The 14,588-nt window shown below is 40.3% G+C and carries 16 protein-coding genes and 2 pseudogenes; 10 read left to right on the forward strand and 8 right to left on the reverse strand.

Annotated features, from left to right (window positions below; genetic code table 11):
• The first annotated feature begins 31 nt into the window (after positions 1–31).
• The 4 genes from ADI86_RS04485 to ADI86_RS04500 all read left to right on the forward strand — a co-directional run bounded on the left by ADI86_RS04485 (position 32) and on the right by ADI86_RS04500 (position 3,210).
• On the forward strand, positions 32–976 hold the full coding sequence (locus ADI86_RS04485; protein ID WP_000815623.1) for a magnesium transporter CorA family protein: 945 nt from the start codon (positions 32–34) through the stop codon (positions 974–976).
• An 11-nt stretch (positions 977–987) separates the two neighbouring features.
• Entirely contained in the window at positions 988–1,665 is a 678-nt protein-coding gene (locus tag ADI86_RS04490) for a DUF1129 domain-containing protein (protein WP_049531951.1), read from the forward strand.
• Between the two features lie 141 nt (positions 1,666–1,806).
• Positions 1,807–2,841 (forward strand): S66 family peptidase, encoded by a 1,035-nt coding sequence (locus tag ADI86_RS04495; protein ID WP_049531952.1) that lies wholly within the window; start codon positions 1,807–1,809, stop codon positions 2,839–2,841.
• A 105-nt stretch (positions 2,842–2,946) separates the two neighbouring features.
• Positions 2,947–3,210, forward strand: a complete 264-nt coding sequence (locus ADI86_RS04500) for a SemiSWEET family transporter (RefSeq protein WP_000166114.1) — start codon at positions 2,947–2,949, stop codon at positions 3,208–3,210.
• Positions 3,211–3,294: 84 nt separating this feature from the next.
• Here ADI86_RS04500 and ADI86_RS04505 read toward each other — a convergent pair.
• Positions 3,295–3,732, reverse strand: a pseudogene (locus tag ADI86_RS04505) (DNA-3-methyladenine glycosylase I); the annotation flags it as partial.
• Between the two features lie 543 nt (positions 3,733–4,275).
• Between ADI86_RS04505 and ADI86_RS04510 the strand changes: the two are divergent.
• From ADI86_RS04510 to msr(D), 3 genes are all read left to right on the forward strand, one after another.
• Positions 4,276–4,446, forward strand: a complete 171-nt coding sequence (locus ADI86_RS04510) for a hypothetical protein (protein WP_000873143.1) — start codon at positions 4,276–4,278, stop codon at positions 4,444–4,446.
• A 385-nt stretch (positions 4,447–4,831) separates the two neighbouring features.
• Complete coding sequence (gene mef(A), locus ADI86_RS04515; RefSeq protein WP_000417519.1) at positions 4,832–6,049, forward strand: macrolide efflux MFS transporter Mef(A); 1,218 nt, start codon at positions 4,832–4,834, stop codon at positions 6,047–6,049.
• A 20-nt stretch (positions 6,050–6,069) separates the two neighbouring features.
• Positions 6,070–7,533 (forward strand): ABC-F type ribosomal protection protein Msr(D), encoded by a 1,464-nt coding sequence (gene msr(D) / locus ADI86_RS04520; RefSeq protein ID WP_000420313.1) that lies wholly within the window; start codon positions 6,070–6,072, stop codon positions 7,531–7,533.
• Positions 7,534–7,650: 117 nt separating this feature from the next.
• On the opposite strand, the gene ADI86_RS04525 is transcribed toward msr(D), so the two are convergent.
• The 7 genes and pseudogenes from ADI86_RS04525 to mutL form a co-directional block, all read right to left on the reverse strand.
• Positions 7,651–7,950 carry a DUF5960 family protein gene (locus ADI86_RS04525; RefSeq protein ID WP_001072467.1) on the reverse strand — a complete coding sequence of 100 codons (300 nt, stop codon included), beginning with the start codon at positions 7,948–7,950 and terminating at the stop codon, positions 7,651–7,653.
• A complete protein-coding gene (locus ADI86_RS04530; RefSeq protein ID WP_000567222.1) occupies positions 7,937–8,305 on the reverse strand; it encodes a hypothetical protein in 369 nt (122 codons plus the stop codon). The genes ADI86_RS04525 and ADI86_RS04530 overlap by 14 nt, the downstream gene beginning before the upstream one ends.
• A gap of 12 nt (positions 8,306–8,317) precedes the next feature.
• Positions 8,318–8,653: a hypothetical protein gene (locus ADI86_RS04535; protein ID WP_000806926.1), complete on the reverse strand. Its 336-nt coding sequence runs from the start codon at positions 8,651–8,653 to the stop codon at positions 8,318–8,320.
• Positions 8,650–8,895 (reverse strand): hypothetical protein, encoded by a 246-nt coding sequence (locus tag ADI86_RS04540; RefSeq protein WP_001813542.1) that lies wholly within the window; start codon positions 8,893–8,895, stop codon positions 8,650–8,652. Before ADI86_RS04540 ends, ADI86_RS04535 begins: the two co-directional genes overlap by 4 nt.
• A 187-nt stretch (positions 8,896–9,082) precedes the next feature.
• Positions 9,083–9,268 (reverse strand): annotated as a pseudogene (locus ADI86_RS04550) (DNA-3-methyladenine glycosylase I); the annotation flags it as partial.
• A 9-nt stretch (positions 9,269–9,277) separates the two neighbouring features.
• Complete coding sequence (ruvA, locus tag ADI86_RS04555; RefSeq protein WP_000273402.1) at positions 9,278–9,871, reverse strand: Holliday junction branch migration protein RuvA; 594 nt, start codon at positions 9,869–9,871, stop codon at positions 9,278–9,280.
• A 15-nt stretch (positions 9,872–9,886) separates the two neighbouring features.
• Entirely contained in the window at positions 9,887–11,836 is a 1,950-nt protein-coding gene (gene mutL, locus ADI86_RS04560) for a DNA mismatch repair endonuclease MutL (RefSeq protein WP_049531953.1), read from the reverse strand.
• A gap of 311 nt (positions 11,837–12,147) precedes the next feature.
• On the opposite strand from mutL, the gene ADI86_RS04565 reads away from it, so the two are divergent.
• The 3 genes from ADI86_RS04565 to ADI86_RS04575 all read left to right on the forward strand — a co-directional run bounded on the left by ADI86_RS04565 (position 12,148) and on the right by ADI86_RS04575 (position 14,512).
• Positions 12,148–12,588, forward strand: coding sequence for a LytTR family DNA-binding domain-containing protein (locus tag ADI86_RS04565; RefSeq protein WP_049531954.1), 441 nt, complete (start codon positions 12,148–12,150; stop codon positions 12,586–12,588).
• The gene (locus tag ADI86_RS04570; RefSeq protein WP_049531955.1) at positions 12,585–13,043 is read left to right on the forward strand and encodes a DUF3021 domain-containing protein; all 459 of its coding nucleotides are present in this window, start codon (positions 12,585–12,587) and stop codon (positions 13,041–13,043) included. Before ADI86_RS04565 ends, ADI86_RS04570 begins: the two co-directional genes overlap by 4 nt.
• 206 nt (positions 13,044–13,249) lie before the next feature.
• Positions 13,250–14,512 (forward strand): NRAMP family divalent metal transporter, encoded by a 1,263-nt coding sequence (locus ADI86_RS04575; RefSeq protein ID WP_049531956.1) that lies wholly within the window; start codon positions 13,250–13,252, stop codon positions 14,510–14,512.
• The last annotated feature ends 76 nt before the right edge of the window (positions 14,513–14,588 follow it).

Here is a 14,588-nt window from a genome sequence, read left to right on the forward strand (position 1 = left end):
AAAATCTGAAAAATGAGAAAGGATAAGGGATATGAAACAAGTTTTTCTCTCTACAACAACTGAATTTAAAGAGATAGATACGCTTGAACCGGGTACTTGGATCAATCTCGTTAATCCGACTCAAAATGAATCACTCGAAATCGCTAACGCCTTCGATATTGATATCGCTGACCTTCGAGCACCGCTCGATGCGGAAGAAATGTCTCGTATTACCATTGAAGACGAATATACCCTGATTATCGTAGACGTGCCGGTCACAGAGGAAAGAAATAACCGCACCTACTACGTCACCATCCCGCTTGGTATTATCATCACTGAGGAAACCATTATCACTACGTGTTTGGAACCATTACCGGTCCTCGATGTCTTTATCAACCGTCGCTTGCGTAATTTCTATACCTTCATGCGTTCGCGTTTTATCTTTCAGATTCTTTATCGCAATGCAGAGCTTTACCTAACAGCCCTTCGTTCGATTGACCGTAAGAGTGAACAAATCGAAAGTCAACTGCATCAATCAACTCGTAATGAAGAATTGATTGAGCTCATGGAATTGGAAAAAACCATTGTCTATTTCAAGGCCTCCCTCAAAACCAATGAGCGCGTGATTAAGAAATTGACTAGCTCAACCAGCAATATCAAGAAATACCTTGAGGACGAAGACCTGCTTGAAGATACCCTGATTGAAACCCAACAGGCCATTGAGATGGCAGACATTTATGGAAACGTCTTGCATTCTATGACGGAGACCTTCGCCTCTATCATTTCCAACAACCAGAACAACATCATGAAAACCTTGGCCCTTGTGACCATCGTTATGTCCATCCCAACCATGGTCTTTTCTGCCTACGGGATGAACTTTAAGGATAATGAAATCCCCCTAAACGGTGAACCGAATGCCTTCTGGTTAATCGTCTTTATCGCCTTTGCTATGAGTGTCTCACTCACTCTCTATCTCATCCATAAAAAATGGTTCTAAGAGGAATACTTATGTCTCAGATTGATCTACAAAAATTAACAAAGAAAAACCAAGAGTTTGTCCACATCGCTACCCAACAATTCATCAAAGATGGAAAAACAGACGCTGAAATCAAGGCTATTTTTGAGGAAGTCATTCCCAAAATCCTTGAAGGGCAAGCCAAGGGTACGACTGCTCGCTCCCTCTATGGCGCGCCAACTCATTGGGCTCATAGTTTCACTGTCAAAGAGCAGTACGAAAAAGAGCATCCAAAAGAAAATGATGATCCAAAACTGATGATTATGGACTCAGCTCTTTTCATCACTAGCCTCTTTGCCCTCGTCAGCGCCCTCACAACTTTCTTTGCGGCAGATCAGGCTTTTGGCTATGGATTTGTCACTCTCCTATTAGTTGGACTGGTTGGTGGATTTGCCTTCTACTTGATGTACTACTTCGTTTACCAATATTATGGACCAGATATGGACCGCAGTCAACGTCCACCTTTCTGGAAATCTGTACTAGTTATCCTAGCTTCTATGTTCCTTTGGTTGCTTGTCTTCTTTGCAACAAGCTTCCTACCAGCTAGCCTTAACCCAGTCCTTGCTCCAGTGCCACTGGCTATTATCGGAGCAGCCCTCCTAGCCCTTCGCTTCTATCTCAAGAAACGCTTGAATATCCGTAGCGCAAGTGCAGGACCAACACGCTATTAAGAAGAACGATAAAAGCAACTGCAGGTGCGGTTGCTTTTTCACTTACTTTTTTGATTTTAAAGTATTCTTCTGACATCCCACATGGATTTCTCTTATCTTTTGTGATAAAATAGGCTCAATCTATTTCTAGGAGGATAAGATATGATTTCTACTATTGGTATTGTGAGCTTGTCTAGTGGCATTATCGGAGAGGACTTTGTCAAACACGAAGTGGACTTGGGTGTCCAACGTCTTAAGAACCTAGGAGTCAATCCTATCTTTTTACCTCATTCTCTAAAAGGCTTAGACTTTATCAAGGACCATCCTGAAGCTCGTGCAGAGGATTTGATTCATGCCTTTTCTGATGATAGCATCGACATGATCCTATGCGCCATTGGTGGAGACGATACCTATCGCTTGCTACCCTACCTCTTTGAAAATGACCAACTACAAAAGGTTATCAAACAAAAGATTTTTCTTGGCTTCTCGGATACAACCATGAACCATCTCATGTTGCATAAACTAGGAATCAAGACTTTTTATGGTCAATCCTTTTTAGCAGACATTTGTGAATTAGACAAAGAAATGCTAGCCTATAGCCTTCACTACTTCAAAGAATTGATTGAGACGGGAAGAATCTCAGAAATCCGCCCTAGTGACGTTTGGTATGAGGAAAGGACTGACTTCAGTCCCAAGGCTCTGGGGACACCTCGTGTCAGGCATGCAAATACCGGTTTTGAGTTGTTGCAAGGAAATGCCCAGTTCGAGGGAAAAATCCTCGGTGGTTGCCTCGAATCCCTCTACGATATCTTTGACAACTCTCGATACACAGATAGCACGGACCTCTGCCAAAAGTACAAACTTTTCCCTGACTTATCAGACTGGGAAGGAAAACTCCTCTTGCTAGAAACAAGCGAAGAAAAGCCTGAGCCAGAAGACTTCAAAAAGATGTTGCGGACTTTAAAGGACACTGGCATATTCGCGGTCATCAGTGGACTACTGGTCGGAAAACCTATGGATGAAACTTTCTATGACGACTATAAAGAGGCACTATTGGATATTATTGACAGCAATATCCCGATTGTCTATAATCTGAATATCGGCCACGCAACTCCAAGAGCCATTGTTCCCTTTGGAGTCCACGCCCATGTAGATGCAAAGGAGCAAATCATTCGCTTTGACTATAACAAAAAATAAATAGTTTCTCTATTTTTGTGCTTTTGTATTCGTTTTCGTTACAATTTGTATCTGAATTTATTGCATTTCGCTAATTTCTATGATATCCTTTTGAAGGAGGTGTATATGACAAAACAAAAAATTAATCGAATCGTAGGTTCTATTGGTGCCTTTATTGGAATTATAGTATTTATTGCCTACATACCTCAAATTATCGCTAATTTACAGGGAAATAAAGCTCAACCATTTCAACCTTTATCAGCTGCTATATCTTGCTTAATCTGGGTTATTTATGGATGGACAAAGGAACCTAAGAAGGATTGGATACTAATCATTCCAAATTCAGCTGGTGTTATTTTAGGTGGAATCACTTTTTTGACTTCACTCTAACAAATCTAATAGTATATATAAAAAGCTGGGAAAAATTTCTCAGCTTTTTTCTATATTCTCAGATATGCTAGTTACCTGTACACACTAATTCCTGCTTTTCCATTCACAATCATTCTCGTGGTCATCAACTAGCCCTGCAGCCTGTAGAAAAGACAAGACAGCGACTGGTCCTGTGAACTTGAAGCCTCGTTTTTTGAGATCTTTGGCTAATTTCTCAGACAAAGGTGTTTTAGCTGGGGCTTGGCGGTAATCGGGAACATCGTTAACAATCGTTTTCCCCTCAACAAAAGACCAAAGATAGGCATCAAAAGAGCCATGGTCTTCCTGTAGTCGTAGAAAGGCTTGGGCGTTAGCGCGTGTAGCAAAAATCTTGGCTCTATTTCGGATGATGGCTGGATTATCCAGCAAGTCTTCCAATTCAGTATCGGTCATTTCTGCGACCGCTTGAATTTGATAGCCATAAAATGCTTCTCGGAAAGCTTGACGTTTGTTGAGCACCGTTTCCCAAGACAGACCATGTTGAGGCGGTAAGTTTGCTAGTCAAGGAGTAAAACGACGAAGATTAGCATTTACTTCCGCCCATGCGATAGCTGTCCGTGATTGACAAGTGCTAGCACGCAGACAGAACGGAGATAGCGAACCGCTGAGTGTGTCGCTCTGCTCGTAAAAGCTTAGAAACCTTTGAACGAAAGGGATAATGAAAGCCTTGATTGCAAGGCTTTTTGCTTTATGGTGGGTAAGTATCAGAGTGAGAAAATTTTTGGAATGAGTAGAAGTGATAGCTAGAAATTATCAGTTTCTATTTCCATTTACCCTGTGGGTACGTGTTTGTTTCCATTGACAAGGAGTTTGTGGGAATAGAAATGTACCCACCTTGTTTGAATCAAGTGAAGTGTAGTTGAAGGAAATCTGTTGAAAGCAATACTTCATTTTACCGAATAAGTAATAATTTAGGCAACTTCAAATCGATTAAAAAAAACTATTTTAAAGGTTAAGAGTAGACAAAAATTGTCCACTCTTTTTTGCAAACTCAATTTATCAATAAATGAAATGAGGGAATGTAAAATGAAATATTTTGAGGTTGAGTTAGAAAATCCTGATGAATTTTTAAAACTACAAACAGAAGATTTTGTGAAAGCTAATCGCTTGCTACTAAGGAAGATAATCCAGAGCGTTACAGTCTATGAAGAAAACTTCGTCATATCCTTTAAATCTGGCATCGAATTGGAAGTATGAGTCTCATTCCATAACTTTTATATTGAACATATCATCTTGTTGTGTTATACTATAAATTGATATAAACAAAGATGTAGGAGGAACCGAAACTATGACAGCCTCAATGCGTTTAAGATAAGCTGGCAATAAAAAAAGCAGAATCTATACCCGATGATAGGCTTTTTTGTTGTGCTTATTTATACGATATTGAGCATTCATTAGTTACGGTGAGGATATTGGTTATTTAACTATACCTTTATTTAACTATGTCTTTAATATGAATGTTTCCAAATTGTATGTATGCAGACCAAAAGCCACATTGTGGGGTTTGGCCTGCATTTTTTATTGCCTAGAATGCTATTCAAAATAGAAATTCAAGCAAAATAATATGCAGGAGATAATATAAATGGAAAAATACAACAATTGGAAACGAAAATTTTATGCAATATGGGCAGGGCAAGCAGTATCATTAATCACTAGTGCCATCCTGCAAATGGCGATTATTTTTTACCTTACAGAAAAAACAGGATCTGCGATGGTCTTGTCTATGGCTTCATTAGTAGGTTTTTTACCCTATGCGATTTTGGGACCTGCCATTGGTGTGCTAGTGGATCGTCATGATAGGAAGAAGATAATGATTGGTGCCGATTTAATTATCGCAGCAGCTGGTGCAGTGCTTGCTATTGTTGCATTCTGTATGGAGCTACCTGTCTGGATGATTATGATAGTATTGTTTATCCGTAGCATTGGAACAGCTTTTCATACCCCAGCACTCAATGCGGTTACACCACTTTTAGTACCAGAAGAACAGCTAACGAAATGCGCAGGCTATAGTCAGTCTTTGCAGTCTATAAGCTATATTGTTAGTCCGGCAGTTGCAGCACTCTTATACTCCGTTTGGGATTTAAATGCTATTATTGCCATCGACGTATTGGGTGCTGTGATTGCATCTATTACGGTAGCAATTGTACGTATACCTAAGCTGGGTAATCAAGTGCAAAGTTTAGAACCAAATTTCATAAGGGAGATGAAAGAAGGAGTTGTGGTTCTGAGACAAAACAAAGGATTGTTTGCCTTATTACTCTTAGGAACACTATATACTTTTGTTTATATGCCAATCAATGCACTATTTCCTTTAATAAGCATGGAACACTTTAATGGAACGCCTGTGCATATTTCTATTACGGAAATTTCCTTTGCATTTGGGATGCTAGCAGGAGGCTTATTATTAGGAAGATTAGGGGGCTTCGAAAAGCATGTATTACTAATAACAAGTTCATTTTTTATAATGGGGACCAGTTTAGCCGTTTCGGGAATACTTCCTCCAAATGGATTTGTAATATTCGTAGTTTGCTGTGCAATAATGGGGCTTTCGGTGCCATTTTATAGCGGTGTGCAAACAGCTCTTTTTCAGGAGAAAATTAAGCCTGAATATTTAGGACGTGTATTTTCTTTGATCGGAAGTATCATGTCACTTGCTATGCCAATTGGGTTAATTCTTTCTGGATTCTTTGCTGATAAAATCGGTGTAAATCATTGGTTTTTACTATCAGGTATTTTAATTATTGGCATTGCTATAGTTTGCCAAATGATAACTGAGGTTAGAAAATTAGATTTAAAATAAACAATATTGGAGGAAATGTTATGGAATTAATATTAAAAGCAAAAGACATTCGTGTGGAATTCAAAGGACGCGATGTTTTAGATATAAATGAATTAGAAGTATATGATTATGACCGTATTGGTTTAGTAGGAGCAAATGGTGCTGGAAAAAGCACTTTACTCAGGGTACTTTTAGGAGAATTAACTCCCCCAGGATGTAAAATGAATCGTCTGGGTGAACTTGCCTATATTCCCCAGTTGGACGAAGTAACTCTGCAGGAGGAAAAAGATTTTGCACTTGTAGGCAAGCTAGGTGTTGAGCAATTAAATATACAGACTATGAGCGGTGGTGAAGAAACAAGGCTTAAAATAGCACAGGCCTTATCGGCACAGGTTCATGGTATTTTAGCGGATGAACCTACGAGCCATTTAGACCGTGAAGGAATTGATTTTCTAATAGGACAGCTAAAATATTTTACAGGTGCACTGTTAGTTATTAGCCATGACCGCTATTTTCTTGATGAAATAGTAGATAAAATATGGGAACTGAAAGATGGCAAAATCACTGAGTATTGGGGAAACTATTCTGATTATCTTCGTCAGAAAGAGGAAGAACGTAAGAGCCAAGCTGCAGAATACGAACAATTTATTGCGGAACGTGCCCGATTGGAAAGGGCTGCGGAGGAAAAGCGAAAACAGGCTCGTAAAATAGAACAGAAGGCAAAAGGTTCTTCAAAGAAAAAAAGTACTGAAGACGGAGGGCGTTTAGCTCATCAAAAATCAATAGGAAGTAAGGAAAAAAAGATGTATAATGCTGCTAAAACCCTAGAGCACAGGATTGCGGCCTTAGGAAAAGTAGAAGCTCCGGAAGGCATTCGCAGAATTCGTTTCAGGCAAAGTAAAGCATTGGAGCTCCATAATCCATACCCTATAGTCGGTGCAGAAATTAATAAAGTATTTGGGGATAAGGCTCTGTTTGAAAATGCATCTTTTCAAATTCCGTTAGGAGCAAAAGTGGCGTTAACTGGTGGTAATGGAATCGGAAAAACAACTTTAATCCAAATGATCTTAAACCATGAAGAAGGAATTTCTATTTCGCCTAAGGCAAAAATAGGTTACTTTGCACAGAATGGTTACAAGTACAACAGTAATCAGAATGTTATGGAGTTTATGCAGAAGGATTGTGACTACAATATATCAGAAATTCGTTCAGTGCTAGCATCTATGGGGTTCAAACAGAACGATATTGGAAAAAGTTTATCTGTTTTAAGCGGTGGAGAAATTATAAAATTGTTGCTTGCTAAAATGCTCATGGGTAGATATAACATCCTAATAATGGATGAACCCAGTAACTTCCTTGACATACCAAGTTTAGAGGCTTTGGAAATACTAATGAAGGAGTACACCGGAACTATCGTGTTTATCACCCACGATAAACGATTACTCGAAAATGTAGCAGATGTAGTTTATGAAATTAGAGATAAGAAAATAAATCTGAAACATTAAATTTAAGGTAGTCGCTGGTCAGTATAGTCTGTTCTGGTTGGCGACTCCATTGTTAAAGAGTATAAAGACTTTAGATTTTATGAATATTAAAAATAGGAACAGTCAATTGAACTGCTCCTATTTTTCTGCTAAATATATTGTAGTTTTCTTATATGTATAATGATAGATTAGCGGATTCTCATCTACGGTACTTACTTCAAATATGAAGAAGTGATCGCGGTTATCTCTGGACTTTTCCTTATTGAGGACAAAGTAATTCTTACGTGAAGTCGCCATTGTTTTTAGGATATCATCAGTTAGGAAGGTCAATGGAATATTCATGTTAGAGTAGCGGTAGAAGTCACGTTCAAAATCTTGGTAGCTCTCGCTATAATAGTCCATTTGTAGGTGATTACGCTGAAACTCAAGCTGATTCATAGAGCACCTCCTCGACAAGTTCAATACTAATAATGTCTTTTAATTTCAAATTGATGTGACCTGTTGTAGTTTTTATCAAAATGAAATCTTTGGTCAGACTTGGTATTGTTCCAGTGTAGGAAACACGCTTGTTTTTTTCAATCACTTGAATGCGTGTGCGTAGCTGCCCGGCGTATACTTGACTGAGGAGTAATAATTTCTTCTCTAGTGATAAGTCAGACATGTACGTTACTTTGTTTGTATCATCAGAGAGTGCTGATGCATGTTCAGATAGGAAAAAGCCCATCCATTTTTGCATCTTTGTATCCTGGTACTCTCTTGCTGATTGAAATGGTAAATATGAACGGTCAATCATATCAAATCCTTTCTATGCAGAGGCAAGGGTATTTTTATCAAATTGAATCGTAAAACCTTGAATTCCCCCACCTGTGTAACATTCTTTAAAGCGATTGATTACCTCAGTATAGATTATCACAGATGAGCTTGTTGGCTTAATGCTAAATGTAAATTCCAATGGTAATCGGTTTTCAGATTTAGCATGTACTAGTCGTATCGATATTTCAGTTGTTTTGAGTTTTCTCTGACGAAGTTTTGAAGTTGCTGTTTCAACGATTCCATGTAAAAATCTTTCAAGCATTTCAATATCATTACATCCTTTGCTACGGATTTCTGAAAATTGTACTGTATTTTTTTCTTGTTTCATTTTAATCCCTCCAATCCACCCGCGGAATGACCACCGATAAGTTTACTGCGTTCAATATTTCTGGAACCTTCAGTTAGGACGGTTCCTTTTTGTATGGCTAAAAAACCAAACTGTTCTCTGACAACATCAATAGCTGTCTGAAGTCTATTATCTTTTTCAATTTGTTCTACATCATCAAAGAGTGATAGTAGAGTATAGCTTTCATCTACGAAGCCACTATAAGATACACCAATTTGTCTCACTGCACCAGAGGTGTATTTTTTCGGAATAATACAAGTACATGACTCACCATTGTTTTGGGGAGATTTGCGGGTTCAATTTTATTCTGAGCATTTATAGATTTTTTCATCTCAGTCCTAGAATAGCCAATATGAATAGAAACGACAGTAGTCAATACTAGGGCTACTGTTCCGTTCCACAGTATCATTTAAAAATCATTTTCACACCCTTTCGTCTATTAGTATAGAAGAAAGCTCTCAGCACAGCCTGATAGGTTTCCATACACAACAACTCAAACAATGCTTGGTCATCATGGAGGGGTTGACCCCACTCCTCATCATGATAGGCAATGTAGAGCGGATTGGTCACCTTGACCCACGAACAACGTTTTGTCATGCTCTGCTCCTATTTGACCAACATTTTAAGGGCCGACTTGATATAGTTCTCAGCTGTATCTGTCGTTCCTTCAAAGAATTTCTTGATTTTCTTGAGTTCGGTCGCCTTGTATCCCAGTGCCAACATGGCTTCCATAGCTTCTTCCAATTCTTGGTTTTCAGCGCTTGCTTGCACTGCGACCTTAGCAGGAAGGTCATCTCCAGCAACTACTACCTTGCCTTCCAAGTCCAGCACCATCTGCTGGGCTGTTTTCTTGCCAATTTTAGGGAACTTGGTCAAGTAGGTAATATTCTTGGTTTCGATGGCTTGAACCAAGCCAGCATTGTCATCAGCAGCGATAATAGCAAGAGCTGATACAGGACCAATCCCAGAGACCGAAATCAGACTGAGAAAGAGCTTTTTCTCGTCTTCTGAGCGAAATCCATAAAGCAGATGAGCGTCCTCACGCACGACTTGATGCACATAAATTTGAGTTTCTTGGTTGACCTGTCCTGAGTAAGCATAGGGATTAGCCACATGCAGGATATAACCGATACCATTGATTTCAATAACAATGTATTTGGCAGTGATTTTGGTAATGATTCCTTTTAAATATTCGTACATAGTTTTCCTTTTAGTTTAATATTTCCCCAACTCACGGAGACTGGTGTGATTTTCCTGAATACGTCGGAACATCTTTTCCATATCCGACTTGGTGAAGTGCACCAAAACAGGACGTCCGTGGGGACAGTTGTAGGGATTATCACACTGAGAGAGCTGATAGAGGAGTTGTCTAGCTGAATGGTCATCGATACGATGGTTGGCCTTGATAGACCGCTTGCAGGACATCATAATGGCCAGCTCTGCTCGATATTTCTTGATAGAAACTTCCTTGGTCAAGAGTAGCATATCACACATCTCATAGATGCCTGACTCAATCTCTTCTTCTGCCATCCAAATAGGATGTTCGCGTAAGATGAATTGATTTTCTCCGTACTCTGCTAGAAAGACCCCAACTTCCTCCAAAAGTGCCATTCTTTCCTTGAGACGCAGGGCATCATCCGCTGGAAATTCAAAGATGTAGGGCACTAGAAGTTGCTGCTGACTCTGGTCAACATTGCCAATGCTTTCACGGTACTCCTCGTACTTAACCCGTTCCTGAGCCGCATGTTGGTCTATGATGTAGAGTCCATCTCGCCCTTGGGCAAAGAGATAAGTCCCGTGCATTTGCCCGAAAAATTCCAACTCTGGGAAGCTTGATGATTCTTCTCGCTCCAGCTTGTCATAGGCCTTATCCAGACTGGCTAAATCTAACTCTGGATGATCTAGCTGGTCGTAGTTAGCAGGCTTTCTCTCTGCAAAATGCAGTTTTGCTGGCTTGGTCAATCGGTCCAAGGTTTCCTTGGCAAACAGGGTCAAATCCTGTCCTTCATCAGTCAATTCAACCTGATAATCAGCCACCTCAGCTTGGCTAGGTCTTGTCGGCTCAGTTTGCTCATAGTAGAGCGTATTTTCTTTGAGTGGGAGAATAGTTTGCTCCACCTTCTCACGATTGCGCACGGTCGATTTAGCAAGATTTTCCAAGGCATCTGGAATCAAGGTTTGTTCCTTGAGACTATTTGCAATAGCTTCTGAAACCAAGGTCATCAGTTCTTTTTCCTTGGAAATCCGCACCTCTTGCTTGGTCGGATGCACATTGACATCCGCTAGATAGGGGTCAATATGGATATGAATGACAGCCAGTGGAAAACGCCCCACCATGAGCTTACTACCATAACCGTCAAGAATAGCACGATTGAGTAAAAAGTTCTTGATATAACGGCCATTGATGAAGAGACTGATATAATTGCGATTGGCCCGAGTTAACTCAGGCAAGGACACAAAACCTGAAATTTCGAAATCCAGGTCAGAATTCTCAATTTCAATCATCTTCTTAGCACTCGCCAAACCGTAAATCCCTGCGATAGCTTGGCGCAATTGACCTGTTCCCGCTGTTCGCGTCATTTCCTTGCCATCACTAATCAAGCTGAAAGAAATCTCAGGATGGGCCAAGCCCAGACGGTTGACAATATCAATGATATGAGATAGCTCCGCTTGCTGGCTCTTCATATACTTGAGACGGGCAGGCGTGTTAAAGAAGAGATCCTCCACACAAACCTTGGTTCCCACAGGACTAGTCGCTGGGATGACTTCTTCAACTTCTCCCCCACGCGCAACGAGCTTAGTCCCATGACTTGCGCCCTCAACTGCTGTCAAAAGAGTTAAAACGCTGACGGATGCGATAGAAGGCAAAGCTTCACCACGAAAACCAAGTGTCCGAATCCGAAAGAGGTCTGCTTGATTTTTTATCTTACTGGTCGCATGACGACGCAGGGCCAATTCCACCTCATCGTGGGCAATTCCATGTCCATTATCTGTGATTTGGATTTTCTTGAGACCTGCTTCCTCAATCTCAATGATAATCTGGTTAGAGCCAGCGTCAATGGCATTTTCTACCAGCTCCTTAACAACGCTAGCTGGACGCTCGATAACCTCCCCAGCTGCAATCTGGTTTGCCAGCACCTCTGGCAATTCAATAATATGAGACATCTTTCAGCCCCTTTCTGTATCTATTTTTCTAGAAATTGATTAGTGCTATTATACCATATTTCAGAAAGGACAGAAAAGCAAGCACCACATAGGAACCAAATCCCTCCACATAGACAAAGTCCCTTGCAAGGGAGCATAAAATAGTGGTATACTCAATAAAAATCAAAGAGCAAACTAGAAAGCTAGGCGTAGACAGTACTTTAGTACGGCAAGACGACGCTGACGTAGTTTGAATTTGATTTTTGAAGAGTATTAATAAAGGTGTACAAGAAGTGAGATTAATTTTGTATGAAAAACAAGGAGAGACGTTTATGAAAGTAGAACTACAGATTAGCGAGACTTACGAGGAAGAAAAGCTGATTGTTCAAGCACCTCAAGAAACCGAAAAAGTTCAGAAAGTCATCGAATTTGCACAAAATCTGGACCGAAGAGAAAAAATCAAAGGGAAAATCGAAAATCAGGTCTATCTCGTTGAGATTGGCAAGATTCAACGCTTTTATATCGAGAATCGGAAGGTTCTAGCAGAAACTGAATCTCAGACCTACACCATTGATTTACGACTCTATCAGGTCCTTGAAGTCTTACCAACCAATTTTATCCAAATTTCCCAATCAGAAATCATCAATATCAACTCCATCTCTCATCTCAAGCTAACTCCCAACGGTCTGGTAGAAATCTTTCTAAAAAACGAAAGCTTCACCTACTCTTCACGCCGTTACCTAAAAACCATCAAGGAGAAATTAGAACTATGAAAAAACAAATCTTTCACGATGCTGCTGCTGGTATTCTCATCGGCCTCATCCTATCTATTATCTTTTCACTCATTTATGCCCCAAATACCTATGCCCCACTAAGTCCCGAGTCTCTCATCGGCCAAGTAATGGTTCAAAATCAAGTTCACGGTGCCCTGGTCTTGCTCTACTGCACACTTATCTGGGCAGCCATCGGTATTCTCTTCAACTTTGGTAAACGATTATTCAGTCGTGACTGGAGCTTGCTCCGTGCGACTCTCACTCATTTCTTCCTTATGCTGGCTGGCTTTGTCCCACTAGCAACTCTGGCAGGTTGGTTCCCCTTCCACTGGATTTTCTACCTCCAGCTCATTATCGAATTTGCGATTGTCTACCTCATCATTTGGACTATTTCCTATAAAAGAGCATCAAAAAAAGTAGACCATATCAATCAACTCTTGGAGCATAGAAAATAGGAACCTCATAATATGCAAATCCGAGAAAGAAACTTCTCGGTTTTTCTTCACCCTGCTGCGCCTTGCTATCATAGCAGTTGTTTTCAGATATTCTCTGTAAATTTTCTATCTTTTTTTCAAAATATTCTTGCATTTTCCCAAAGTTTTTTGTAGAATATAGATTACATATCCAGATTATTCTGAAAATTCAAAAAGGAGTATCTATCATGTCACAAGCTATTTCGTTAAATCAATCCACCTGGGCAAGTAAACTAAGAGCAATGGGGCCAGGAATCCTAATGGCTTCTGCCGCTGTTGGAGGTTCCCACATTGTATCCTCAACTCAAGCTGGCGGTTCTTACGGTTGGTCTCTGCTTCTCTTGGTCATCTTAGCCAATGTCTTTAAATATCCATTTTTCCGTTTTGGTGCTGAATACACAGCTGATACTGGAAAGACTTTGGTTGAAGGTTATGCCGAAAAAGGAAAACTCTATCTCTGGATTTTCTTTATCCTCAATGTCTTTTCGGCTATGGTCAACACAGCTGGTGTTGCCATTCTGTGCTCAGCTATCATCGCCAGTGCCTTCCCAATGATTGGACTTAGCATCACTCAGTGGTCCCTCATTCTCGTTGCCATCATTTGGGCTATGTTACTCTTTGGTGGCTACAAACTCTTAGACGGTATGGCAAAATGGATCATGTCCGCTTTGACCATTGCAACTGTTCTTGCAGTTATCATCGCGGCGGTCAAGCATCCCGAATACAGCTCTGATTTTGTCGAGAAAACTCCTTGGCAAATGGCAGCTCTACCCTTCATCGTTTCCCTCTTAGGATGGATGCCAGCTCCTATTGAAATTTCAGCTATCAATTCACTTTGGTCTGCTGAAAAGAAAAAGACCGTCAACTTTAACACAGAGGACGCTCTATTTGACTTTAACGTTGGTTACATTGGAACAGCTATCCTAGCTGTGTTCTTTGTAGCACTGGGAGCATTGATTCAATATCCTACAGGGCAAGCAGTTGAAGCCGCTTCAGCCAAATACATCTCTCAATTCGTGGGCATGTATGCCTCTGTTCTTGGCGAATGGTCCCGTTACTTGATTACCTTTATTGCCTTCCTGTGTATCTTTGGAACAGTTATCACTGTTATCGATGGCTATTCTCGCGTCAATCAGGAATCTCTCCGACTGCTAATCAGTCAAAAAGAAGACAGTAGTAAATCTTTGAACATCTGGATGACCATCACTGCTATCATCGGTATCGTCATTATCAAGTTCTTCGCTGGTCAGGTTTCAACCATGCTCCGCTTTGCTATGATTGGTTCTTTCCTGACAACACCATTCTTCGCTCTTTTGAACTACGCCTTAGTAACGCGTGAAAACAAAAATCTTCCTTCTTGGCTCAAACACCTTGCCATTGCAGGATTAATTTTCCTCTTTGGTTTCGCCATCTTCTTTATTTACGCACTCGCTATCGGAAAAGCAGGATAACTGACAAGCGCGAGGTGAAGATAAGCTTTCATTTCAATAGAAAATTCAACAAATATTTCTATAATAAAAAGCATAA

Source organism: Streptococcus pseudopneumoniae (assembly GCF_001074975.1).
GTDB lineage: Bacteria > Bacillota > Bacilli > Lactobacillales > Streptococcaceae > Streptococcus > Streptococcus pseudopneumoniae_D.

Excerpts from the sequence above, each read along its gene's own strand:
- ADI86_RS04485 (WP_000815623.1), top strand. The coding sequence starts at position 32 with ATGAAACAAGTTTTTCTCTCTACAACAACTGAATTTAAAGAGATAGAT.
- ADI86_RS04490 (WP_049531951.1), top strand. The coding sequence starts at position 988 with ATGTCTCAGATTGATCTACAAAAATTAACAAAGAAAAACCAAGAGTTT.
- ADI86_RS04495 (WP_049531952.1), top strand. The coding sequence starts at position 1,807 with ATGATTTCTACTATTGGTATTGTGAGCTTGTCTAGTGGCATTATCGGA.
- ADI86_RS04500 (WP_000166114.1), top strand. The coding sequence starts at position 2,947 with ATGACAAAACAAAAAATTAATCGAATCGTAGGTTCTATTGGTGCCTTT.
- ADI86_RS04510 (WP_000873143.1), top strand. The coding sequence starts at position 4,276 with ATGAAATATTTTGAGGTTGAGTTAGAAAATCCTGATGAATTTTTAAAA.
- ADI86_RS04525 (WP_001072467.1), bottom strand. The coding sequence starts at position 7,950 with ATGAATCAGCTTGAGTTTCAGCGTAATCACCTACAAATGGACTATTAT.
- ADI86_RS04530 (WP_000567222.1), bottom strand. The coding sequence starts at position 8,305 with ATGATTGACCGTTCATATTTACCATTTCAATCAGCAAGAGAGTACCAG.
- ADI86_RS04535 (WP_000806926.1), bottom strand. The coding sequence starts at position 8,653 with ATGAAACAAGAAAAAAATACAGTACAATTTTCAGAAATCCGTAGCAAA.
- ruvA (WP_000273402.1), bottom strand. The coding sequence starts at position 9,871 with ATGTACGAATATTTAAAAGGAATCATTACCAAAATCACTGCCAAATAC.
- mutL (WP_049531953.1), bottom strand. The coding sequence starts at position 11,836 with ATGTCTCATATTATTGAATTGCCAGAGGTGCTGGCAAACCAGATTGCA.
- ADI86_RS04565 (WP_049531954.1), top strand. The coding sequence starts at position 12,148 with ATGAAAGTAGAACTACAGATTAGCGAGACTTACGAGGAAGAAAAGCTG.
- ADI86_RS04570 (WP_049531955.1), top strand. The coding sequence starts at position 12,585 with ATGAAAAAACAAATCTTTCACGATGCTGCTGCTGGTATTCTCATCGGC.
- ADI86_RS04575 (WP_049531956.1), top strand. The coding sequence starts at position 13,250 with ATGTCACAAGCTATTTCGTTAAATCAATCCACCTGGGCAAGTAAACTA.